Annotated in this window: 19 protein-coding genes; 14 read left to right on the top strand and 5 right to left on the bottom strand. The window is 64.5% G+C overall.

Annotated elements, in window-relative coordinates:
* The 7 genes from dnaE to Q0D45_RS11945 form a co-directional block, all read left to right on the top strand.
* Nucleotides 1–3,063 (top strand): DNA polymerase III subunit alpha (gene dnaE / locus Q0D45_RS11975; protein WP_293393090.1); only part of this gene is annotated, 3,063 nt, incomplete at its 5' end.
* A gap of 1 nt (nucleotide 3,064) precedes the next feature.
* Entirely contained in the window at nucleotides 3,065–4,051 is a 987-nt protein-coding gene (locus tag Q0D45_RS11970; RefSeq protein ID WP_051144343.1) for an acetyl-CoA carboxylase carboxyltransferase subunit alpha, read from the top strand.
* Between the two features lie 99 nt (nucleotides 4,052–4,150).
* Nucleotides 4,151–5,500, top strand: a complete 1,350-nt coding sequence (gene tilS / locus Q0D45_RS11965) for a tRNA lysidine(34) synthetase TilS (RefSeq protein ID WP_293393087.1) — start codon at nucleotides 4,151–4,153, stop codon at nucleotides 5,498–5,500.
* 30 nt (nucleotides 5,501–5,530) lie between these two features.
* Nucleotides 5,531–7,225, top strand: coding sequence for a CTP synthase (locus tag Q0D45_RS11960; protein ID WP_366946429.1), 1,695 nt, complete (start codon nucleotides 5,531–5,533; stop codon nucleotides 7,223–7,225).
* The gene (gene kdsA, locus Q0D45_RS11955) at nucleotides 7,225–8,064 is read left to right on the top strand and encodes a 3-deoxy-8-phosphooctulonate synthase (RefSeq protein WP_293393083.1); all 840 of its coding nucleotides are present in this window, start codon (nucleotides 7,225–7,227) and stop codon (nucleotides 8,062–8,064) included. Before Q0D45_RS11960 ends, kdsA begins: the two co-directional genes overlap by 1 nt.
* Before the next feature lie 174 nt (nucleotides 8,065–8,238).
* On the top strand, nucleotides 8,239–9,528 hold the full coding sequence (gene eno / locus Q0D45_RS11950) for a phosphopyruvate hydratase (RefSeq protein WP_293393081.1): 1,290 nt from the start codon (nucleotides 8,239–8,241) through the stop codon (nucleotides 9,526–9,528).
* A complete protein-coding gene (locus tag Q0D45_RS11945; RefSeq protein WP_293393079.1) occupies nucleotides 9,525–9,827 on the top strand; it encodes a septum formation initiator family protein in 303 nt (100 codons plus the stop codon). Before eno ends, Q0D45_RS11945 begins: the two co-directional genes overlap by 4 nt.
* Nucleotides 9,828–9,851: 24 nt before the next feature.
* Here the strand turns inward: Q0D45_RS11945 and Q0D45_RS11940 are convergent, their stop codons facing one another.
* The 5 genes from Q0D45_RS11940 to Q0D45_RS11920 form a co-directional block, all read right to left on the bottom strand.
* Complete coding sequence (locus tag Q0D45_RS11940) at nucleotides 9,852–10,256, bottom strand: hypothetical protein (RefSeq protein WP_293393077.1); 405 nt, start codon at nucleotides 10,254–10,256, stop codon at nucleotides 9,852–9,854.
* Nucleotides 10,253–10,906 carry a pentapeptide repeat-containing protein gene (locus Q0D45_RS11935; protein WP_293393075.1) on the bottom strand — a complete coding sequence of 218 codons (654 nt, stop codon included), beginning with the start codon at nucleotides 10,904–10,906 and terminating at the stop codon, nucleotides 10,253–10,255. Before Q0D45_RS11935 ends, Q0D45_RS11940 begins: the two co-directional genes overlap by 4 nt.
* Before the next feature lie 156 nt (nucleotides 10,907–11,062).
* Nucleotides 11,063–12,889 (bottom strand): methanol/ethanol family PQQ-dependent dehydrogenase, encoded by a 1,827-nt coding sequence (locus Q0D45_RS11930; protein ID WP_366946431.1) that lies wholly within the window; start codon nucleotides 12,887–12,889, stop codon nucleotides 11,063–11,065.
* 183 nt (nucleotides 12,890–13,072) lie between these two features.
* Nucleotides 13,073–13,822, bottom strand: coding sequence for a response regulator transcription factor (locus Q0D45_RS11925; RefSeq protein ID WP_293393073.1), 750 nt, complete (start codon nucleotides 13,820–13,822; stop codon nucleotides 13,073–13,075).
* Entirely contained in the window at nucleotides 13,819–15,396 is a 1,578-nt protein-coding gene (locus Q0D45_RS11920) for a HAMP domain-containing sensor histidine kinase (RefSeq protein ID WP_293393071.1), read from the bottom strand. The genes Q0D45_RS11925 and Q0D45_RS11920 overlap by 4 nt, the downstream gene beginning before the upstream one ends.
* Nucleotides 15,397–15,793: 397 nt before the next feature.
* On the opposite strand from Q0D45_RS11920, the gene Q0D45_RS11915 reads away from it, so the two are divergent.
* The 7 genes from Q0D45_RS11915 (at nucleotide 15,794) to Q0D45_RS11885 (ending at nucleotide 22,460) form a co-directional block, all read left to right on the top strand.
* Nucleotides 15,794–16,504 (top strand): hypothetical protein, encoded by a 711-nt coding sequence (locus Q0D45_RS11915; RefSeq protein WP_293393069.1) that lies wholly within the window; start codon nucleotides 15,794–15,796, stop codon nucleotides 16,502–16,504.
* Nucleotides 16,505–16,540: 36 nt separating this feature from the next.
* Nucleotides 16,541–17,536 carry a tRNA (adenosine(37)-N6)-dimethylallyltransferase MiaA gene (miaA, locus tag Q0D45_RS11910; RefSeq protein ID WP_293393067.1) on the top strand — a complete coding sequence of 332 codons (996 nt, stop codon included), beginning with the start codon at nucleotides 16,541–16,543 and terminating at the stop codon, nucleotides 17,534–17,536.
* 113 nt (nucleotides 17,537–17,649) lie between these two features.
* Nucleotides 17,650–17,901 (top strand): RNA chaperone Hfq, encoded by a 252-nt coding sequence (hfq, locus tag Q0D45_RS11905; RefSeq protein ID WP_022975379.1) that lies wholly within the window; start codon nucleotides 17,650–17,652, stop codon nucleotides 17,899–17,901.
* A gap of 74 nt (nucleotides 17,902–17,975) precedes the next feature.
* Nucleotides 17,976–19,238 (top strand): ribosome rescue GTPase HflX, encoded by a 1,263-nt coding sequence (gene hflX / locus Q0D45_RS11900; RefSeq protein ID WP_366946430.1) that lies wholly within the window; start codon nucleotides 17,976–17,978, stop codon nucleotides 19,236–19,238.
* 95 nt (nucleotides 19,239–19,333) lie between these two features.
* Nucleotides 19,334–20,485 (top strand): FtsH protease activity modulator HflK, encoded by a 1,152-nt coding sequence (hflK, locus tag Q0D45_RS11895; protein ID WP_293393061.1) that lies wholly within the window; start codon nucleotides 19,334–19,336, stop codon nucleotides 20,483–20,485.
* A 22-nt stretch (nucleotides 20,486–20,507) separates the two neighbouring features.
* Nucleotides 20,508–21,377, top strand: coding sequence for a protease modulator HflC (gene hflC, locus Q0D45_RS11890; RefSeq protein WP_293393059.1), 870 nt, complete (start codon nucleotides 20,508–20,510; stop codon nucleotides 21,375–21,377).
* 111 nt (nucleotides 21,378–21,488) lie between these two features.
* A complete protein-coding gene (locus Q0D45_RS11885; RefSeq protein WP_293393057.1) occupies nucleotides 21,489–22,460 on the top strand; it encodes an ATP phosphoribosyltransferase regulatory subunit in 972 nt (323 codons plus the stop codon).
* Nucleotides 22,461–22,676 lie beyond the last annotated feature (216 nt).

Here is a 22,676-nt window from a genome sequence, read left to right as displayed (position 1 = left end):
GCGGCGGTCAGCTTCGCCCGCGATACCGGCCTGCCGGTGGTCGCCAGCAACGAGGTGCGCTTTCTCGAACGCGGCGATTTCGATGCCCACGAGGCGCGCGTCTGCATCAACCAGGGCCGGGTCATCAACGATGATCGCCGGCCCCGCGAGTACACGCCGGATCAATACCTGAAGTCGGCCGAGGAAATGATCGAGCTGTTCGCCGATCTGCCCGAAGCGGTCGAGAACACGCTGGAGATTGCTCGCCGCTGCACCCTGAGCCTCAGCTTCGGCATCAACCATCTGCCGGACTATCCGGTGCCGGAAGGCTTCACGGTGCCCGGATACCTGCGCAAGACTGCGCAGGAAGGCCTGGAGCATCGCTTCGCGCATCAGGGTGCGTTCAAGCCGGTCGAGGAGTATCAGCAGCGGCTCGATTTCGAGCTGGGCGTGATCGAGCGCATGGGCTTCGTCGGCTACTTCCTGGTGGTGGCCGATTTCATTCGCTGGGGCAAGAGCAACGGCGTGCCGGTCGGCCCTGGTCGCGGCTCGGGCGCCGGTTCGCTGGTCGCCTATGCGATCGGCATCACCGATCTCGATCCGCTGCCGTACAACCTGCTGTTCGAGCGCTTCCTGAATCCGGAGCGCGTATCGCTGCCGGATTTCGACGTCGATTTCTGCATCGAAGGCCGCGACCGGGTGATCGCCTACGTCGCCGAGAAATACGGCCGCGAACGGGTCAGCCAGATCATCACCTACGGCTCGATGGCGGCGCGCGCCGTGGTTCGCGATGTGACTCGGGTCATGGGCCTGCCGTACGGTCTCGGCGACCGCATCGCCAAGCTGATTCCCGGCGCGCCAGCGTTCAAGGCCGACGCCGAAAAGGCCGGGCGTTCGTCGCTCGAACATGCCTTGGTCGAAGTGTCGGAGTTGAAAGCCGCCTACGACGCCGAGGAAGACCTGCGCGAGATCATCGATCTCGGCATGGCGCTGGAAGATCTGACCCGTGGCGTCGGCATCCACGCCGGTGGTGTGGTCATCGCGCCACTGCCGCTGACCGAGTACACGCCGATGTTCTGCGAAGCCGGCGGTGCTGGCCTGCGCACCCAGTTCGACATGAAGGACTGCGAGACCGTCGGGCTGGTCAAGTTCGACTTCCTCGGCCTGCGGACGCTGACCATCATCGAATCCGCCGTGCAGCAGATCAATGCGCGCTGGCCGGACAAGAAGCTCGACATCCTGAGCCTGCCGCTGACCGATCGCGAGGCTTACAAGCTGTACGCCGAAGGCCAGACCACGGCGGTGTTCCAGATGGAATCGCAGGGCATGCAGCGCGCTTCGGTGGACCTCAAGCCGGATTGCTTCGAGGACATCATCGCGCTGATCTCGCTGTACCGCCCCGGCCCGATGGACCTGATTCCGCAGTACTGCCGGCGCAAGCACGGCACCGAGGAAGTCACCTACCTGCATCCGGACATGGAGGGCGTGCTCAAGCCCACCTACGGCAACTTCGTCTACCAGGAGCAGGTGATGCAGATGGCGCAGGTGCTGGCGGGCTATACGCTCGGCGGCGCCGACATGCTGCGCCGCGCGATGGGCAAGAAAAAGCCCGAGGAGATGGCCCAGCAGCGCAGCATCTTCGAGAAGGGCGCTGCCGAGCGGGGCATCGACGCCGACACCGCGTCGAAGGTCTTCGATCTGATGGAGAAGTTCGCCGGCTACGGCTTCAACAAGTCGCATGCCGCGGCCTACGCGCTGGTCTCGTACCAGACCGCGTGGCTGAAGGCGCATTACCCGGCGCAGTTCATGGCGGCGGTGATGTCGGCGGAAATGAGCCACACCGATACCGTGGTGGTGATGCTCGAAGAATGCCGGCGCATGAAGCTGACCGTGCTGCCGCCGGACGTGAACTCGTCCGAGTACCGGTTCACGGTCAACGCCGCCGGTGCCATCGTCTACGGCCTTGGCGCGGTGAAAGGCGCGGGCGAGGGCGCGATCGACGGCATCATCAACGAGCGCCGCAGCCAGGGCACTTTTCTCGATCTGTTCGATTTCTGCCGCCGCATCGACACCCGGAAAGCCAATCGCCGGGTGCTCGAAGCGCTGATCGGCGCCGGTGCCATGGACTGCTTCCAGCTCAATCGCCCGAGCCTGATGAAGACCCTGCCGAAGGCGCTGCAACTGGCCGAGCAGACTGCCGCTTCGGCTGGTGCCGGCATCGCCGATCTGTTCGGGCTCGGCGCGCCAGCCGATGCCTCGAACACCGGCACCGTGGCCGCCGAGCTGGAAGCCGACTGGGAGCCGAACGAGCGCCTGTCGGTCGAGAAGAAGGTGCTCGGTCTGTATCTGTCCGGCCATCCGGTCGAGGCCTATCGCACGCTGATCGAGCAAGTCTGTTCGGGCAACATCAAGACGCTGATCGACGAGGCGGGTCCGCCGCCCGATTTCGGTAGCAACACGGGTGGCGGTGGCGATGACGAAGAGGGCGCCCCAGCGCCGCGCCGTCGCGGCTATCGCAAGCAGGTGATGCTGGCCGGCTGGCTGACCGACATCCGCACCATCATGGGCGATCGTCCGGGCAAGATCCTGATCCTTGATGACCGCACCGCGCAGCTGGTCTGCTGGCTCGATTTCCAGGACTGGCAGCGCTTCCAGACCCTGCTCAAGCCGGACACGCTGATCTTCGCCACTGGCTCGATCAGCGCCTCGCAGCGCGAAGGCCGGGAGCTCGAATATCGGCTGTCGGCGAAGAGCTTCTACGATCTCGACTCGCTGCTGCGCGAGCGCACCGAGCGCGTGACCCTGACCTGGAAAAAGCCGTCGATTGCCGTCGCGGCGCTGCCGCAGCGCCTGGCGCCGTGGCGTGGCCCGAATGGTGCGGCGGTTTCCGTGGAATACTGGAACGGCACGGCGCGGGCCGTGCTCGATTGGGGCACCGCTTGGCGTTTGAAGTTTGAAACGGCTGCCGAGACGGAGCTGAAACGCCTGCTCGGCGCGGAATGTGTGAAGGCCGAATATCGACGCTGGGTCGCCCCGGTTTCAAGCAACCAGAGGTCTAGGGCAGAATACGACGATGGCGAATAACATGACGTACCTGGATTTCGAGCAGCCGATTGCCGATCTCCAGAAGAAAATCGAAGAGCTGCGCTTCATGACCGGCGGCAGCGACCTGAATCTCACCGACGAGATTTCGCGGCTGGAAGCGAAGATCGGCGAGCAGACCAAGTCGATCTTCGCGAACCTCACGCCCTGGCAGATCGCCCAGCTTGCCCGTCATCCGCAGCGCCCTTACGCGCTCGATTACGTGCACGGCGTCTTCACCGAGTGGGAAGAGCTGCACGGTGATCGCCATTACGCCGATGATCCGGCGATGGTCTGCGGCGTCGCCCGCCTCGAAGGCCGCGCGGTCGTCGTGATCGGCGAGCAGAAAGGCCGCGATGCCAAGGAGCGCGTCTATCGCAACTTCGGCATGCCGCGTCCCGAGGGCTACCGCAAGGCGCTGCGGATCATGAAGCTCGCCGAAAAATTCAATCTGCCGATCGTCACCTTCATCGATACGCCGGGTGCTTATCCGGGCATCGGCGCCGAAGAACGCAACCAGTCGGAAGCGATCGCCCGCAACCTGTTCGAACTGTCCAAGCTGCGCGCGCCGATCGTCGCCACGGTGACTGGCGAAGGCGGTTCCGGTGGTGCGCTGGCAATCGGCGTGGCCGATCACGTGATGATGCTTCAGTACGGCATCTACTCGGTGATCTCGCCGGAAGGCTGCGCCTCGATCCTGTTCAAGAAGGCCGAGCGCGCCAAGGAAGCCGCCGAAGCGATGCGCGTCACCGCCAAGGATCTGATCGAGTTCAAGCTGGTCGACGAGATCGTGCCGGAGCCGCATGGCGGCGCCCACCGCGATCCGGTGCTGATGATGGCGACTCTGAAGGAGCGCATCGTTCATCACGTCGAGCGCCTCTGCCGCGTGCCGATGACCCGCCTGCTGTCCGACCGCTACGGCCGTCTGATGACCTACGGCACCTACGAGGAGCCGGGCGAGGTCGCCCAGTCTTCAGTCGCCGCGGCCTGATCGCGTAGCCACCGCAGCTTGTCGCCCTTCGAGGCCCGCTACGGCGGGCCTTGTCGTTTCTGGTCGTTTCTGCAAAGCCTGCATCCGTAAACTGCCTGCATGTCGTCCCGACCCACTTCCGAGCTGATCCCGCCGCCGCCTGAACGGGCTGCTGGTGCGCGAGTGCTGGTCGCCTACAGCGGTGGACTCGATTCGACCGTGCTGCTGCATGCGCTGGCGCAGCGCGGCCTGCAGGAACTGGTCGCGGTCCACGTTCACCACGGCCTGCAGGCAGCGGCTGATGGCTGGGCGGGCGATTGCGCTGCTTTCTGCAAGTCGCTCGGCGTGCCGATGATCCTGTGCCGGGCCACGATTGCCGGCGACGATGCCGCCGGTCCCGAAGGCGCTGCCCGCGAGGCGCGCTATGCCTTGCTGCGCGCGCAGATGCAGCCGAACGATCTGCTGGTCACCGCGCATCATCGCGATGATCAGGCCGAAACCGTGCTGCTGCGCCTGCTGCGTGGGGCCGGTGTTCACGGCCTCGCCGCGATGCGGCCGCTGACCGCGTTTGCGCCCGGTCAGCTGTGGCGGCCGCTGCTCGATCAGCCGCGGGCTGGCTTGCGCGCCTATGCCGATCGGCACGGCCTGCGCTGGATCGATGATCCGCACAACGATGATCCGCGCTATGCCCGCAGCTGGCTGCGCCGCGAGGTGATGCCCGGCCTGCGCACACGCTTCGCGCAGACCGATCCGAGCCTGGCCCGCGCTGCGAGGCTCGCTGCCGAAGCGGCAGACCTGCTCGACGAGCGGGCGGCGGAAGATCACCTGCAGGCTGCTCAGGGTGCGGCGCTGTCGGTATCGCGACTGCTGATGCTGACCACAGCCCGGCGCCACAACCTGATCCGCTGGTGGCTGCACGAGCGGGGTTTTCGCGCGCCGTTCGCCGATCATCTCGATCTCATCGACGCGCAGTTGCTCAGGCCCGGCCCGGAGGCCACGCCGCGTCATGCCTGGCCCGGCTGCGAGTTGCGCCGCTATCGCGATCAGCTGCATGCGATGACGCCCTTGCCGGCGGCACCGGTGTCAGGCGACTGGGGCCTGTGGTCGACGGAAATGCATTTCCAGCTGCCGGGCGCCGGCGGCGTGCTCGTAGCCAACCGGCCGCCGCCAGTTCCACTCAAGCTCAGAAGCGCGCAACCGGGTGAAGCTTTCCGCGCCGATGGCGCACCGCATGCGCGGACCTTGCGCAACCGGTTTCAGGAACTGGGCGTGGCGCCGTGGCTGCGTGCGCGCATTCCGGTGATCGAGGCAGCTGACGGGGCACTTTGCATGCCCGGAATCGGCGCCACGCGCGAGTGGCGGGAAAGCCTTGTTGCACAAGGCTGGCAGGGTTTCTGGCGGCACGATTTTGCCGGCCTGCGCAGTCCGCTGGCGCTCGATGGCACGCCGCTGTCGCGCGATTGCCCGTAAAATCCGCGAAACCCGCAGCCCGCCTCGCTCATGCCCGACGTTACCCAGGCCCCAGTCCTCGTGGCTGGTCAGACCCGCTTCATTTTCGTCACCGGCGGCGTCGTGTCGTCGCTCGGCAAGGGCATCGCTGCGGCGAGCCTGGGCGCGATTCTCGAATCGCGTGGCCTGACGGTGTCGATGATCAAGCTCGATCCGTACATCAACGTCGACCCGGGCACCATGAGCCCGTTCCAGCACGGCGAAGTGTACGTCACACAGGACGGCGCCGAGACCGATCTCGACCTCGGCCACTACGAACGCTTCCTGCGCGGCAAGACCAGCCGCCTGTCGAACGTGACCACCGGCCAGATCTACCGCCACGTGCTCGAGAAGGAGCGCCGTGGCGATTACCTCGGTCGCACCGTGCAGGTGATTCCGCACATCACCGACGAAATCCAGAACCGTATCCGTGACGGCGCCCGCGGTGCCGACATCTGCCTGGTCGAGATCGGTGGCACGGTGGGCGACATCGAATCGCTGCCGTTCCTCGAAGCGATTCGCCAGATGGGCGCCGAGCTCGGCCACAAGCACGCGATGTTCGTGCATCTGACCCTGCTGCCGTACGTGAAGTCTTCGGGCGAACTGAAGACCAAGCCGACCCAGCATTCGATCAAGGAACTGCGTTCGATCGGCATCCAGGCCGACGTGCTGCTGTGCCGCTCGGAAAAGCCGATGCCCGAGGGCGAGAAGCGCAAGATCGCGCTGTTTACCAACGTGCCGTATCGCGCGGTGATTTCGGCCGTCGATCTCGACGACATCTACAAGATTCCCGGCTGGCTGCATCAGCAGGGCTTCGACGATCTGGTCGTCGAGCATTTCGGCCTGCAGTGCCGTCCGGCCGATCTCAGCGCCTGGGAGCGGGTGGTCAACGCCCGCGCCGAGCAGGACGTTGAAGTGCAGGTGGCGATGGTCGGCAAGTACGTCGATCTCGCCGATGCCTACAAGTCGCTGAACGAAGCGCTGTACCACGCCGGCCTGCATACCAAGACGCGGGTCAAGATCCGTTTCATCGAATCGGAAACCGTCGAAAGCCAGGGCCTGTCGGTGTTGCAGGGTGCGGACGCGATCCTGGTCCCCGGCGGCTTCGGCGAGCGCGGCATCGAAGGCAAGATCGAAGCTGCACGCCACGCCCGCGAGAACCGCATTCCGTATCTCGGCATCTGCCTCGGCATGCAGGTGGCGGCGATCGAGTACGCACGCAATGTCTGCGGCCTGGAAGGCGCGCACTCCACCGAATTCGCGCCGGCGTCGCCGCATCCGATCATCGCGCTGGTCACCGAGTGGAAGGACGTCACCGGCCGCATCGAGACGCGCAGCGAGAACTCCAACCTCGGCGGCACCATGCGCCTTGGCATCCAGACTTGCCGTCTGGTGGCAGGCAGCCGTTCGCGGGCGCTGTACAACGCGGAACTGATCGGCGAACGCCATCGTCACCGCTTCGAGTTCAACAACAATTACCGCGATACCTTGACTGCGCGCGGCATGAAGATCGCGGGTACTTCGGAAGATGGCGAACTGGTCGAGATGCTCGAACTGCCCGAGCATCCCTGGTTCATCGGCTGTCAGTTCCATCCGGAATTCACCTCGACGCCGCGTGATGGTCATCCGCTGTTCGAAGGTTTCATCCGCGCAGCGCGCGAGCAGCGTCTGGCTCATCAGGCGACCAGTCAGCCCGAGGTGGCGTGATGAAACTTTGTGGACGTGATGTCGGCATCGATCAACCGCTGTTCCTGATCGCTGGCCCGGATACGCTGGAATCGCTGGATCTGGCGCTGGAAGTGGCATCGACGATCAAGGCGATCACCGATCGCCTCGGCATCCTGTACGTGTTCAAGGGCTCGTTCGACAAGGCCAATCGCAGCTCCGGTCGCAGCTATCGCGGCCCGGGCATTGCCGAAGGCCTGAAGATCATGGAGACCGTCAAAGCCAAGGTCGGCGTGCCGGTGTTGACCGATGTCCATGAAGACACGCCGCTGGGCGAAGTGGCTTCCGTCATCGACGTGATCCAGACGCCGGCCTTCCTGTGCCGGCAGACCAACTTCATGCAGAGCGTGGCCAAGACCGGCCGGCCGATCAACGTCAAGAAAGGCCAGTTCATGTCGCCCTGGGAAATGGGCAACGTCATCGACAAGATGACCGACGTGGCGCCGCATCAGTACTTGTTGTGCGAGCGCGGCTTCTCGTTCGGCTACAACAATCTGGTTGCCGACATGCGTGGCCTGTCGATCATGCGCAAGTTCGCGCCGGTGGTTTTCGATGCCACTCATACCGTGCAGTTGCCGGGCGGGCTGGGCACGGCCAGCGGTGGCATGCGCGAAATGATTCCAGTGCTGGCGCGCGCTGCCGTCGGTGCCGGTGTCTCCGGCATGTTCATGGAAACCCATCCGAAGCCGGATGAAGCGCTGTGCGATGGCCCGAACTCCTTGCCGCTGTCGGAGATGGCCGATCTGCTGGAAACGCTGGTCGAGCTCGATCGTCTGGTCAAGCGCAAGCCGCTGCTGGAGTCGCGCCTGAGCAGCAGCTGAGTCAGCTGCCTCAAGCAGACGAAAGCCGGGCTCGAAGCCCGGCTTTTTCGTTTTCATGGGGCATTCCGTGACCGTTCTGTCGGTGGCTTGTCCCAATGATCGGCCCGTTCATGGCGGTACGCCGACGCGCGACGTAGAATTCGGCAAACTGCAACCACTCAAGAGGAATACTGGATGTCCGAGATTGTCCGCGTGCTGGCCCGGGAAATCATTGACTCACGCGGCAATCCGACGGTGGAGGCCGAGGTTTTTCTCGAGACCGGCTTCTCCGGACGTGCGGCATCCCCGAGCGGTGCTTCGACCGGCAGCCGCGAAGCCGTCGAACTTCGTGACGGTGACAAGAAGCGCTATTTCGGCAAGGGCGTGCTGAAAGCGGTCAAGAATGCCGAGACAGAAATCGCCAAGTGCGTGAAGGGCCGCGACGCCCAAGATCAGGCCGGCCTCGATGCCGCGCTGATCGCGCTCGATGGCACCGAGAACAAGTCGCGCCTCGGCGCCAACGCGATTCTCGCCGTGTCGCTGGCAGCTGCTCACGCCGCCGCTGCCGAGAACGACCAGCCGCTGTATCGCCACCTCGGCGGTCTGCAGGCCGATACCTTGCCGGTGCCGATGATGAACGTCATCAACGGTGGCGCGCATGCCGACAACAACGTCGACATCCAGGAATTCATGATCCTGCCGGTCGGCGCGACCAGCTTCTCCGAAGCGCTGCGCACCGGTGCCGAGATCTTCCACACGCTGAAGAAGGTGCTGCACAGCCGCAAGCTGAACACGGCCGTCGGTGACGAAGGCGGCTTCGCGCCGAACCTCGAATCGAACGAAGCTGCGCTCGCGGTGCTGATGGAAGCGATCTCGATGGCCGGCTACAAGCCGGGTGTCGACGTGTTCCTCGGCCTCGATGTCGCGTCCAGCGAGTTCTTCAAGAAGGGCAAGTACCACCTGGAAAGCGAGGGCAAGCAGTTCACCGCCGACCAGTTCACCGACTACCTCGCCGGCTTGTGTGATCGCTATCCGATCATTTCGGTCGAAGACGGCTGTGCCGAAGGCGACTGGAAGGGCTGGGGCCTGCTGACCGAGAAGCTCGGCGCCAAGGTTCAGCTGGTTGGCGACGATCTGTTCGTCACCAACACCAAGATCCTCGCCGAAGGCATCCTGCGCGGCGTCGGCAATTCGATCCTGATCAAGCCGAATCAGATCGGCACACTCAGCGAAACGCTGGCGGCGATCCGCATGGCGACCGAAGCGGATTACTCGGCCGTCGTCTCGCATCGCTCCGGCGAGACCGAGGACGCGACCATTGCCGATATCGCCGTTGGCACTGCCGCCACCCAGATCAAGACCGGCTCGCTGTGCCGTTCCGATCGCATGGCCAAGTACAACCAGCTGCTGCGCATCGAGCGTCAGCTCGGCTCGCGTGCCCGTTACCCGGGTGCGGGCGCGTTCCCCGTGATCGTCGGCGGATGACGCGCAGCATCGCCATCGCTGTTCTGGGACTGATGCTGGCGGGCCTGCAGTATCGGTTCTGGATTGGCGACGGCGGTGTTTATGAAACCGGCAAGCAGCGCGCCGCGGTAGCGGCGCGCGAAGCCGACAATGGTCGCCTGCGGCTGCGCAATGCAGCGCTGGAAGCGGAGGTCGAAGACCTCCGTGCCGGTGGTGCAGCGATCGAAACCCATGCCCGTGAAACCCTGGGCATGGTCCGTCGGGAAGAAACCTTCTTCCTGGTCGTCAATGCCGATCTGGCGATGGCCGCGCGGCACTGATCCAAGCTTGGGCGCTGCCCACGCTCAAGGCGGATCGATCCAGATACGCCAGGTTTCGCTGCCGCTGATCTGCAGCGAATAAGTGCCGGCCTTGTCGATCCGATAGCTGTCCTCGCCGCCGCCAGGCAGCGTGATGTTCTGCAGCACGCCACCCTCGGCATCACGCAGATACATGACGAAGATCGCGCCATCGCTCTGATAGCGCAGACGTTGCGGACCGGTGGTGACGAAGGCTTCGGTGGTGGCGCCATGGCGGCCCGCGAAGCGCGGTGGCGAATGGCGGAACGCCAGCACATCGAAGCAGGCCAGCCGTTGTTCGTGATCGCTCAGCCTTCGGCATTGCTGCAACTCGTTCGGGATATCGATGCTGCTGGTTGCTGCAGTGGTGATCAGCAGTGCCGGCAGCAGCGCCAGCGCGCGGACGTTCACGGTGCGCGTTTCGTCTGAGCTTCTTCCCAGGCCTTGCTGCCGGTCTGCCAGCTTTGCGGGCAGCCGCTGCAGCCTTCCATGAGGGCATCCTGAAAGATCGCGAAGCGGATCAGCGTGCCATCCATCACGGCGTTGCTGAGGTTGGCTTCGTAGAACTTGGTTTCCTGCAGATCGGCGTTGACGAGCTTGGCACCGTCGAAATTCGCGCCTTTGACCATCGCCTTTTCCAGGGTCGCGGCGGTCAGGTCGGCATTTCTGAGATCGGCCTTGGCCATGCGCACGAAGCGCAGATCGGCGCCGCGCAAGCTAGCGCCGCGCAGTTTCACGCCGCCCATGAAAGCGATCTCGAGGCGAGCGCCGTCGAGGTTGGCGCCATCGAGCTTCGCAGCATTGAGATTGGCGTGACGCAGGTCGGCCCGGGCGAGATTGGCGCCGCTCAGATTCGCGCCTTCGAGGTTGGCATGGCGCAGATCGGCATGACGCAGGTCGACGCCGGGGCAGTCGCTCTTCGGGGCGATCAGGCAGCCGTTGATGACCCAGGGATCGGGGCGTTCGATGCTGTTGACGATGATGTCGACGGCAGCAGCCGGTACAGCGATCGCAGCGGCCAGCAGCAGGCCAGCGCGGAGTACGGCAACGGGGAAGGTCATGGCGGAGTTCCAGACAAAAACTGCGGCTGAAAAAAGTCAGCCGGCAAGCCGCAGTGCGGATTGCCGGCCGAATCTAGAGAAGGTCACAACCTTGCCTAGAGGAGCTGTTGCAGCCGCTGCGGCTCGAAGTCCGCAGCGGTCTGCTTGAGGAGATGCTCAGTTGGCAGTGGCGACAGCTTTCGCGTTCTCCGCATCGGCCACGGCCTGCGGCAGCTCGAAGACCCAGAACGAGCCGCCCTGCGAGACCGGCTTGGTCAGGTCGGCCATGTCGCCACCCCAGAGCGGCACTGCGCCGCCGTAACCGGAGGCCACGCCGAGGTACTGCTTGCCGCCGTCTTCCCAGGTGATCGGGCAGGACACCACGCCGGAGCCGGTCTGGAACTTCCACAGCTCCTTGCCGCTCTTGGCGTCGAAGGCCTTGAAGTAGCCGTCACTGGTGCCGGTGAATACCAGATTGCCCTTGGTCGCCAGGGTGCCGGACCACAGCGGCAGCGGTTCCTTCGCTTCCCAGACGATCCGGCCGGTCTTCGGGTCCATCGCCCGGAGCACGCCGACGTGGTCTTCGAACTTGCGCTTGATGCGGAAGCCCTGGCCCAGATACGCAGCACCTTTCTTGTAGGTGATGTTCTCGGTCCAATAGTCCTCGCTCCAGTCGTTGGAGCCGATGTAGAACAGGCCGGTCTCCGGGCTGTACGACATCGGATTCCAGTTCTTGCCGCCGAGGAAGTTCGGCGTGACCTGGATGGTCTTGCCCTTGTCCTGGCCTTCTTCCGGCTGCGGCGGACGCTGGCCCGGATTCTCGATCGGCCGTCCGGTCTTCAGATCGAAGCCCTTGGCCCAGGAGATGTCCGGCACGAACGGGTAGGCGCCGAGCAGCGAGGTCGGCCTGTTGATCTTGCCGCCGCGCTCGGTGAGCTTGTCGGTATCGGTGACGAAGAAGAAACCGTTGCGATCGGCGTGGGCGCCGGCGCGGATCTTCTTGCCGTCCTTCTCGAGGTCGAACAGGATGATTTCGTTGTTGCCGGAGAAGTCCCAGGCATCGTTCGGCGTGTGCTGGAAGAAACCCACCGGCTCGCCGTTCGACGGGTCGATGTAGACCTGGCCGGAGGTGTACAGCGAATCGCCCGGCGTGCGCTTCCAGGTGTTCCACGGCGCCGGGTTGCCGGTGCCGATGATGATGGTATTGGTCTTGATGTCGAACGCCGCCGACTGCCAGGGCGCGCCGCCGCCGTGATGCCAGGCTTCGACCTTGGTCTTGCCATCCTTCTCGTTCGGCCAGCTCGGCGCTTTCGGATCGCCGGTGTAGCTCGAATCGGCACCATTCAGGCGGCCGCGATGACCTTCGACCAACGGCCGCATCCAGACTTCCTTGCCGGTTTCCGGATCGCGCGCGTACAGGCGGCCGACGACGCCGAACTCATCGCCCGAGGAGCCGTGGATCAGCAACATCTTGCCGCTCTTCTGATCCTTGATGATGGTCGGCGCGCCAGTCATCGTGTAGCCGGCGGTGTGGTCTTCGAACTTCTCGAACCAGGCGACTTTTCCGGTCTTGGCGTTGAGCGCCACCAGGCCGGCGTCGAGCGTGCCCATGTAGACCTTGTCGCCGAAGATCGCGGCGCCGCGGTTGACCACGTCGCAGCACGGACGGATGTCGTCCGGCAGGCGATGCGAATAGGCCCAGAGGCGTTTGCCGGTCTTGGCATCGAGCGCGAACATCCGCGAGTACGAACCGGTGACGTAGATGACGCCGTCATGGAGCAGCGCCTGACTTTCCTGGCCGCGCTGCTTTTCGTCGCCGAACGAGAACGACCATTTCGGCACCATCGCGGCGACGTTCGTCGCATTGATCTTCTCGGCCGGGCTGTAGCGCTGGGCCTTCACGCCGAAGCCGTACATCAGCACGTTGTCGGTGGTGGCCTGGTCGTTCTGGATGTCGTCCCAAGTCACCGCCTTGTCGGCTAGCGCGGGACCGGCAGCGGCCATTGCGAACAGGCTTGCTGCCGAGGCTGCCGTGACCCGTCGCCAAAGGCGTCGGGTCTTGAGGTTGTCCGTCATGTCGCTCCTCCTGAATTTTTTATCGTGGCGCCGCAAGGCTTGTTGCCGTCGGGCACGGTGACTGTAGGAAGGGCGATCTGAGCTTGTCCTGAGATTGGCCTGAGAGGCTTCTCAGGCTTCGGGTGCAGCTTCGTGTCCGGGATCTTGTCCGGCGCTTGGGGCAAGGCCGATCCGGCAGCCCTGGCCCCGCACGGTGACGATCTCGGTCTCACTGCCGTGCGCTTTCAGCTTGCGACGCAGATAGCCGAGATAGACGTCGACGGTGTTGGTGGTGAGATCGGCGTTGTTGCCCCAGGCGCCGTAGAGAATCCGTTCGCGGCTGACCACTTCGCCGGCATGGCGGGCGAGATAGAGCAGCAACTCGAACTCGCGGCGGGTCAGGTTGATCACCCGGCCGGCGCAGCTCACTTCGCGGGCGCGAACGTCGATCGCCAGATCGGCGACTACCTGATGACTACGCTCCGGGCCTGCCGAACCGCGCCGCGCCAGTACCTTGACTCTTGCCAGCAGTTCATCGAATGCGAACGGCTTGCTGAGGTAGTCGTCGGCACCGTTGCGGAAGCCGTCGAGCTTCTCGTCGAGCGAATCGCGTGCGGTGAGCATCAGGATCGGAATCATCTGGCCGGCGTCGCGCAGATAGCGGGCCAGCGAGCAGCCGTCGCCATCGGGCAGCATCAGATCGAGGATCAGCACCGCGTAATCGGCACCGGCCAGTTGCCGCGGCACGCCGCCGATGCCGCGCAGCCATTGCACGCTGAAGCCCTCGGCAGCCAGACCGCGGGTGACGAAGCGGCCGATGCCCGGATCGTCCTCGACCAGCAGCACACTGTTGTTGAGGCTCGAACCCATCCCGGTGCTCATGCTGAAAACTCCATGCGGACGATCAGCCCGCCGTCGTAGGCGTTGCGCGCGGAAATCACACCTCCGTGCTGTTCCATCACCCAGCGGGCCACGGCAAGGCCGAGGCCGGCCCCGCCGCGTTCGCGGCCGTCATGGGTCTGGTAGTAGGGATCGAAGACCTTCGGCAGCATTTCCGCCGAGATGCCGGGCCCCTGGTCGGCGATCTCCATGGCGTGGCCGGCGGCGCTGCTGTCGAGCCGCGCGACCACCCGGCCATCCGGCGGCGAGAACTTCACCGCGTTGTCGATCAGCGCCAGGATTGCCTGGCGGATCCAGCTGGCATCGCCGTCGACGATCGCCGGGAGGCGTCCAGTTTCCGCTTCGAGGATGACGCTGCTGGAGCGCGCATAGGCTTCGGCAACGGTGGTCGCTTCGCGCAGGCAGTCGCGCAGGCTGATGCGCTCGCGTTCGATCTGCACCCGGCCGTCTTCCGAGCGCGCCAGGCCGATCAGATCGTTGAGCCGTCGCCGCAGATAGCCGCTGGTGGCGTGGATGTGCTGCAGCGCCGTTCGATAAAGCTCGGGATCGTCATCGCGGCCGCGCAGCGCCACTTCGGCTTCGCCCATCAGCACGGTGACCGGCGTGCGCAGTTCGTGGCTGATCTTCGAGAAGAACAGCCGCCGGCTGGCATCGATGGCGCGCAGGCGCTCGCTGGATTCCTCGAGTTGCCGGGTGCGCTCGCGCACCGTCTGTTCGAGTTCCTCGTTGACCCGGGTCAGCCGCTCCTGCTGCTCGGCGAGCTTTTGCGCCATGGCATTGCACTGGCTGGCGAGATCGGCAATCTCCAGCGGCCGCGGCACGTCGATGCGATGGTTCAGATCGCCAGCGGCGAAGCGCTGCACGCCGTCGTGCAGCTTGCGCACCGGGCGCATGATCAGCGCGTGGATCATGACCATCGACAGCACGGCGCCCAGGGCTGCGACCAGACCCGCCAGCGGCGTGCCCCAGGCCAGCCGCTGACGCAGGCGCTGCATGTCGGCCAGGGTCTGTTCGACTTCCTCGGCTTCATCGGCAGAGACCACGCGCACCAGACGATCGATGCGTGCCGTATCGGCTCTGACCGTGTCCTCGAAGAACGCGCGCACGGCGGCGGCCGGATCGCTGCGCCGGCTGGCGTTGGCCGGCTGGTCGAGATGCCGATGCAGCTGCGCGAACATCGCGCGCATCGCTTCGGCGTTGCGAATCTCGCGGACCCGGTCGTCGCGAGTGGCGCCGTGGCGATCGAACTCTTCGTCGATCAGCACCAGCAGGCGGCGGAACAGCGCTTCGACCGCTGCGCGGTCCGGCTCCGGCAGTTCGTTCACTGTGCCGGGGCTGGCGAGGGCTTCCATCTCGGCCAGTAGCAGGCGGCCGAACTCGGCTTCCAGGCGATTGATGATCGCCAACTGTTCGTAGGAATTGCGGGCATCGCCGAGATGATCGCTGGCGCGCTGCACGCTCAAGCTTGCGAGTGCGGCCATCAGCCAGACCAGCGCGATCGCGCCGAGCGCGGCCGCCGCCAGCACCGCGCGCACCGAAACCCGGGATCGACCCATCGGGACCATCAACACAGAAACTGCAGAGGACATGGCAACTCCAACGTGGCCGGGGTCTGGCCGCCGCGGCGCTGTCGAGTCGTCTCGTTCACACGGCTGAGCTGCCAGCCAGGGCAGGCGATGGTTATAGGAGGTCGCCGAAGACGGCGGTATGGGCAAAGGTCCCGGGCGGCGAGGCTGTGTGGTGCAGGAACTGCAAGACGCGGCCGCAGCAGCGGTTTTGTTGCCGCCGTCAGCGGCGCGACGACGGAAAACCGTTCCGATTCGAATCGGTTTGAAGTCGGATGCAAGTCCGTGAGGACTGCATCGTCAGCGCCGAGCAGGATCAAGCCGCAGCCAGGATCGTGATCGTCGCGCCCCAGCTTCCACCAACCCGAATGTAGAACAGGAAACCGCCATGAAGAAGATCGTTCCCGTCGCGCTTGCCAGCCTGCTCGCCGTAGCGTCGTTCAGTACCCAGGCGCTGCCGTTCCTGCCCGATGTCGCGGTCGGCGTCACCGGCGGCACGGCCGGCCTCGGCGGGCAGATCACTACCTCGATCCTGCCGTTCCTGAATGTCCGCGCCCAGGTGCAGGGCCTGAGCTTCTCGCATTCCTTCGACAAGGACGGCATCGACTACAACGGCAAGCTCAAGCTGTTCACGGCCGGCGCCTTCGTCGATGTCTATCCATTCACCAAAGGCCCGCGCCTGTCGGCGGGTCTGGTCGGCAACGGCAACAAGGTCAAGCTGAAGGCGAGTTGCCCGGAGACCTGCGATGTCGGCGATCTGCAGATCACCGGCGACGAGGCCCGGGTCAACGGCGATCTCGGCTTCAAGAATTTCTCGCCGTATCTCGGCCTCGGCTTCACCAATCCGATGGGCGGCCTGCCGTTCTACATCGGCTTCGATGCTGGCGTGCTGTTTCAAGGCCGCCCCAAACCAAGCTTGCGCGCTTCCGGCATTGCCGACGTGACCGATGCCGACGGCACCACGCGCACCAATGTCGATCTTTCCACCGATGCCGTCGTGCAGAACGCGCTGAGCGAGGAAACGGTGAACCTCGCCGACGACGTCAAAGACTTCAAGTTCTATCCGGTGGTGCAGATCAATCTCGGCTGGCGTTTCTGAAGCTCCGGCCTCACGCGGCGGGCTAGACTCCGCCGCGTGATCGAGCCTGCCGAACTCTCCGAAGCCGCTGTCCGCCTGCCGGTCGTTGCCATCAGCGGCCCGACGGCGGCCGGCAAGAGTGGTCTGGCGATGGCCCTCTGCCAGGCGCTGCCGGAGGGCGGCGAGATCGTCAGCGTCGATTCCGCGCAGATCTATCGCGGCATGGACATCGGCAGTGCCAAGCCCGATCTGGAAGCTCAGGCGCGGGTCCGCCATCACCTGATCGACATCCTCGATCCCGCCGAGCCTTACTCGGCTGCGCGTTTCGCCGACGACGCCAAAGCGGCCATTGCCGATATTCGCCAGCGTGGCCGGATTCCGGTGCTGGTCGGCGGCACCTTGCTCTATCACCGCGCCTTGTTCGAAGGCCTGAACGATCTGCCGCCGGCCGATGCGGCACTGCGTCTGGAACTGGAGGCCGAGCGTCTGCGCAGCGGCGTCGACGCGCAGCACACGCGGCTCGCGAAAGTCGATCCGGTGACTGCGGCACGTCTGCATCCGAACGACAGTCAGCGGGTGCAGCGCGCGCTGGAGATCCACGCACTCAGTGGTCGTCCGGCCTCGGCCTGGCATGCCGAGCCCACTGCCGGCGCCGGTGTGTCGGGCACGGTGCTGCGCTTCGCGGTGATGCCGCCGGAGAAGGCACAGTTCGATGCACGCATCGCTGCACGCTTCCAGCAGATGATCGACGCCGGTTTCGTCGACGAGGTCGCGCGTCTGCGTTCACGCGGCGATCTGCATCTCGATCTGCCGTCGATGCGAGCGGTCGGCTATCGGCAGATATGGAGTCATCTCGACGGCGATTACAGCCTCGCCGAAGCTGTGAAGCGTGGCGTGATCGCGACCCGGCAATTCGCCAAGCGACAGATGACCTGGCTGCGCAGCGATCGCAGCTGGACCCGACTCGAGATTGACGAAGACAAACAGGAACCTGTGGCGCTGGCCGGGGTCTTGAATGCGGTCGGATCGAGCCAAACACTGGGGAAGCGCTGAGTTGCCTTGGCTTCTGGAGTGATCCGGGGTATCGAGTCAAGGTTCAGTGTTAAACTTTCGATTAATGGCGTGTTGCCGGGCGCCGTCCAAAAAATTCAAAAAAGGTAGCTGACATGTCAAAAGGACAGACTCTGCAGGAGCCATTTCTCAATGAACTGCGCAAGGAGCGGATTCCGGTTTCGATTTATCTCGTCAACGGCATCAAGCTTCAGGGTCAGATCGAATCCTTCGATCAGTTCGTGGTGCTGCTGAAGAACACGGTCAGCCAGATGGTCTACAAGCACGCGATCTCGACGATCGTGCCGGCGCGCTCGGTGCGCCTCCCCAACGGTGACGGCGACGACACCCAACCGGCCGGCGTTTGACCAACAATCCACCGCCGTACGCGACTGCCGACCAGACGGCGGCAGGCGCGCAAGCCAAACCTCAGAAAACCGTTCTGGTTCATCTGGAGTTTTCGGGCACCGACTTTGATGCCGACCGTGCCGAGTTCATCGAACTCGCGCGTTCGGCTGGCCTCGACGTCGTCGGCGTGATTGGCGGCAAACGTGATCGTCCCGATGCCGGCACCTACGCCGGCAGCGGCAAGGTCGACGAGATCGCGGTGACGGCGAAGGTCGCCGGTGCCGAACTGATCGTCTTCAATCACGATCTGTCCCCGAGCCAGGAACGCAATCTGGAAAAGCGCTTCGAGTGCCGGGTGATCAACCGTGCCGGCCTGATCCTCGACATCTTCGCTCGCCGTGCCCGTTCGCACGAAGGCAAGCTGCAGGTGGAACTGGCGCGCCTGAATCACATGGCGACCCGTCTGGTCCGTGGCTGGTCTCATCTTGAACGCCAGAAGGGCGGTATCGGCCTGCGTGGCGGTCCTGGTGAAACCCAGCTCGAAATCGATCGCCGTCTGCTGCGTGGCCGCATGGACACGCTAAAGAAGCAGCTCGAAACGGTGAAGAGTCGCCGTGCCCAGAATCGTCAGGGTCGCGCCAAGTCGGAGATTCCGACGGTATCGCTGGTCGGCTACACCAATGCCGGCAAATCGACCTTGTTCAACGTGCTGACTGGCGACGCTGCATTCGCCTCGAACCAGTTGTTCGCGACGCTCGACACGACGATGCGCAAGGTTGCGCTGCCGAGTGGCGAGACCGCGGTGCTGGCCGATACCGTCGGCTTCATCCGCGACCTGCCGCATGACCTGATCGCCGCGTTCCGCGCCACGCTCGAGGAATCGCGCGAAGCCGAACTGCTGGTGCATGTCATCGACGCCGGCGATTCCGAGCGCGGCGCGCGCATCGAGCAGGTCGAAGCCGTGCTTGCCGAGATCGGTGCCGACGAAGTGCCGCGTCTGCAGGTGTTCAACAAGATCGATCTGCGCGAAGGCGAAGAAGCCCGTATCGAATGCGATGCCGAAGGCATTCCGCAGCGCGTGTTCCTGTCGGCACGCAGCGGCGAAGGCATTGATCTGCTGCGGACGGCAATCGCCGCGCGGCTGTATCCGGATCTCGGTGATGAAGAGATCGTGCTGCCGGTGAATGCAGCGAAACTTCGCGCCCAGTTGTTCCAGCTTCATTGCGTGCTTTCGGAAACCATCGACGAGGAAGGCAGTTCGCATCTCGTCGTTCGTCTGCCGTACTCGCGCCTGCAGCGTCTGTGTCGGGAAGCCGGTATCGAGCTGCCGCCGCGCCAAGACCCGGCTGTGCACTAAAATATTGGTATCGATCGCAGTTTCGACCGACACCTTCTTATCAAATGGCGGGCGGCCTCCAGGGCCACTAACCTGCCTCACTGGAGCTTCACCTGATGGCTTGGAATGAGCCGGGACCCGGCGGTCGCGATCCGTGGAATTCGAATTCCGGCGGCAAGCGCGGCAGTGAAGGCCCCCCAGATCTGGACGCGCTGCTGAAGCGCATCAAGGCCAAGTGGTTCGGCCGTGGCGGTGCCGGCCGTACGCCGGGTAGTGGCACACCGACCCAGATGCCGCCAGGTGCAGCCGGCGTCATCGTCGTGCTGGTGCTGCTGTTCGTCGCCTACCAGAGCTTCTACACGGTGGAAGAGCAGGAGCGCGCGGTGATCACCCGCTTCGGCGCCTATGCCGGCACCACCGAGCCGGGTCCGCACTGGGCCTACTGGCCGTTCGAGCGGGTCGAGAAACTGCCGTTCACGCAGGTTCGCCAGGTCACCGACCGGGCGACCATGCTGACCCAGGACGAGAACATCGTCGATCTCGAACTGTCGGTGCAGTACCGCGTGTCCTCGGCCGAGGAATACCTGTTCAACGTCGCTTCGCCGGACAAGACCCTGCAACAGGCGACCAAGGCCGCCTCGCGCGAAGTGGTCGGCCGGTCGACGATGGATTTCATCCTGACCGATGGCCGCCAGGCGGTCGCCGATCAGATCAAGATCGGTCTGCAGGAACGCCTGAACGACTACAAGACCGGCCTGATCGTCACCGAAGTGAATCTGCAGCAGGCGCAGCCGCCCGAGCAGGTGCAGGCTGCCTTCGCCGATGCGATCAAGGCGCGTGAAGACAAGGAACGTGTGCAGAACGAAGCCGAGGCCTACGCCAACGATCGCCTGCCGCGTGCCCGCGGTGAAGCGGCCCGCCGCATCGCCGAAGCCACTGCCTACCGCGATCAGACCGTGGCCCGTGCCCAGGGTGACGCAGCCCGTTTCTCGGCGCTGGTCGAGGAGTATCAGAAGGCGCCGCAGATCACCCGCAAGCGCATGTACTTCGACGCCATGTCCGAGGTCTACGCCGGCAGCAGCAAGGTGCTGATCGACATCGACAAGGGCAACCCGGCGTTCTATCTGCCACTGGAGCAGTTGCTGAAGAACGCCCAGAAGAACGCCGACTCGCAGCCTTCCGATTTCAACGCCAGCGCGTCGTCGCGCAACTCGCCGACCCGCAATAGCGCCGACGACGCCGCGCGTTCGCGCGACCGCGCGCGCTGATAAAGCCAGGACAACGATCCCCATGAGCAACCGGCAATCACTGATTCTGGCGGGCGTCTTCGCCGCCCTGCTGCTGCTGCTGAACAGCATCTACGTCGTCGATCAGCGCGAAAAGGCACTGCTGTTCAAGTTCGGCGAAGTGCAGGGCGCGGACTACCAGCCCGGCCTGCATTTCAAGCTGCCGATGATCGAATCGGTCAAGAAGTTCGACAGCCGCGTGCTGACTCTGGACAACCAGACCGAAACCTTCCTGACTGTCGAGAAGAAGAACGTCGAGGTCGATTTCTACGTCAAGTGGCGCATCGCCGACGTCATCAACTACTACCGCGCCACCGGTGGACAGGATCTGGTCGCCGAGAACCGCCTGGCGACGATCATCAACCCGGGCCTGCGCGCCGAGTTCGGCAGCCGCACGATCCAGCAGGCGATCTCTGGCGAGCGAGGCGAGATCATGGCCGCGCTGGAGAAGACCGCATCGTCGCGCGTCAAGGAACTGGGCATCGAGCTGATCGATGTACGCATCAAGAGCATCAACCTGCCGCGCGCGGTCAGTGATTCGGTCTACGAACGGATGCGCGCCGAACGCACGCGGGTGGCCTCCGATCTGCGTGCCCGCGGCTTCGAAGAGTCCGAGAAGATCAAGGCCGAAGCTGATCGCAGCGCGCTGACCACGATCGCCGATGCCTACCGTGAAGCTGAAAAGCTCAGAGGCGAGGGCGATGCCAAGACTGCCGAGATCTCGGCCAAGGCCTACGGTTCGGATCAGGAGTTCTACGCGTTCTACCGCGCGCTGAACGCTTATCGCGACGCCTTCCGTGATCAGAAGGACGTCATGGTCATCGAGCCGAAGGGCGAGTTCTTCAAGTACCTGAAGCAGAGCGAAGGCAAGTGATTGCCGGCTGCCGCCACGTCTGTCCCCGTGTGTGATGGCGGCAGTCCCTGCAATTGATTCACGGGGACGCCTGCTGGCGTTCCTTCAACTTTTTCTTGGCGTGACCCTGTCGTGACCAGACTCTGGATGTTGCCGGACGGCGTCGAAGAAGCGCTGCCCAATACCGCGTGGCGGGTCGAAAGCCTGCGCCGTGCGCTGCTCGACCATTACCGCTCGCAGTCCTACGAGCTGATCCTGCCGCCGCTGATCGAGCATCTCGACACCCTGCTCAGCGGTGCCGGCAGCGATCTCGAAGATCAGACCTTCAAGCTGACTGATCCAGTCGGTGGCCGTCTGCTCGGCCTGCGTGCCGACATGACGCCGCAGGCCACGCGGATCGCCGCGCGCCACTTCGCAGAGGTGCCGGTGGTACGCCTCTGCTACCTCGGCACCGTGCTGCGCACGCGGCCGGACAGCCTCGGCGGCTCGCGCGCGCCACGGCAGGTGGGTTGCGAAGTGTTCGGCGAAGCGAGCCTGTCGGCGGATCTCGAAATCCTCCGGCTGATGCTCGACACCCTGCGTCTCGCCGGCATCGGCGACGCCCACATCGATCTCGGCCACGTCGGCATCTATCGCGCGCTGGCCGCGCGCCTGAAGCTTGATGAAGACGACGAGACCGCCGTGTTCGACATCCTGCAGCGCAAGTCACAGCCGGACCTGCGCGACTTCGCTGCGGCCCGTCAGCTGCCGGTCAAAGCGGCCAGTGGCTTGTCGGCACTGATGGAGCTGAACGGCGATGTCAGCGTGCTGCAACGCGCGCGGCAGACACTCGATGTCAGCGATCCACAGATCGCCGATGCCTTGTCGGCGCTGGAACAGGCGGCGGCGCATCTTGCGGCACTCGACAATGCATCACCGTTGCACATCGATCTCGCCGAACTGCGTGGCTATCGCTACCAGACTGGCCTGGTGTTCGCCGCCTTCGTGCCTGGCCACGGCCGCGAAGTGGCGCGCGGCGGCCGTTTCGACGACATCGGCGCAGCACGGCCGGCGACCGGTTTCTCGGCCGACGTCAACGAACTGCTGCGGCTTGGCAATCGTTGACCCAAGCAGTTCCTGGAGGCGGCGCGCCTCCGGGGGTGCGGCTGGCAAGGCTTTCCCTCGCGTCTTGAGTTCTTGAGCAGAGATTTTCAGATGGGTAAATCAGTAGTCGTTATCGGCGCCCCCACCGACCGCTGAAAGCGGGCGGACCAACAAGCGGGGCGTCTCGCCCCATGCGCGCTGGGTTGTCGTGACCTGCGCACTTGAATCAGAGGTTGA

The organism is Nevskia sp. (assembly GCF_023266035.1).
Lineage (GTDB): Bacteria > Pseudomonadota > Gammaproteobacteria > Nevskiales > Nevskiaceae > Nevskia.
The sequence above is the reverse complement of the archived record's forward strand: the minus strand, read 5'-3'. Positions and strand labels throughout refer to the sequence as shown.

Coding starts and splice junctions, on each gene's coding strand:
- Q0D45_RS11945 (WP_293393079.1), top strand. CDS start 9,525: ATGACGCGCAGCATCGCCATCGCTGTTCTGGGACTGATGCTGGCGGGC.
- tilS (WP_293393087.1), top strand. CDS start 4,151: ATGTCGTCCCGACCCACTTCCGAGCTGATCCCGCCGCCGCCTGAACGG.
- Q0D45_RS11960 (WP_366946429.1), top strand. CDS start 5,531: ATGCCCGACGTTACCCAGGCCCCAGTCCTCGTGGCTGGTCAGACCCGC.
- hfq (WP_022975379.1), top strand. CDS start 17,650: ATGTCAAAAGGACAGACTCTGCAGGAGCCATTTCTCAATGAACTGCGC.
- Q0D45_RS11925 (WP_293393073.1), bottom strand. CDS start 13,822: ATGAGCACCGGGATGGGTTCGAGCCTCAACAACAGTGTGCTGCTGGTC.
- Q0D45_RS11935 (WP_293393075.1), bottom strand. CDS start 10,906: ATGACCTTCCCCGTTGCCGTACTCCGCGCTGGCCTGCTGCTGGCCGCT.
- Q0D45_RS11915 (WP_293393069.1), top strand. CDS start 15,794: ATGAAGAAGATCGTTCCCGTCGCGCTTGCCAGCCTGCTCGCCGTAGCG.
- Q0D45_RS11930 (WP_366946431.1), bottom strand. CDS start 12,889: ATGGCCGCTGCCGGTCCCGCGCTAGCCGACAAGGCGGTGACTTGGGAC.
- hflC (WP_293393059.1), top strand. CDS start 20,508: ATGAGCAACCGGCAATCACTGATTCTGGCGGGCGTCTTCGCCGCCCTG.
- kdsA (WP_293393083.1), top strand. CDS start 7,225: ATGAAACTTTGTGGACGTGATGTCGGCATCGATCAACCGCTGTTCCTG.
- eno (WP_293393081.1), top strand. CDS start 8,239: ATGTCCGAGATTGTCCGCGTGCTGGCCCGGGAAATCATTGACTCACGC.
- Q0D45_RS11920 (WP_293393071.1), bottom strand. CDS start 15,396: ATGGGTCGATCCCGGGTTTCGGTGCGCGCGGTGCTGGCGGCGGCCGCG.
- Q0D45_RS11970 (WP_051144343.1), top strand. CDS start 3,065: ATGACGTACCTGGATTTCGAGCAGCCGATTGCCGATCTCCAGAAGAAA.
- hflK (WP_293393061.1), top strand. CDS start 19,334: ATGGCTTGGAATGAGCCGGGACCCGGCGGTCGCGATCCGTGGAATTCG.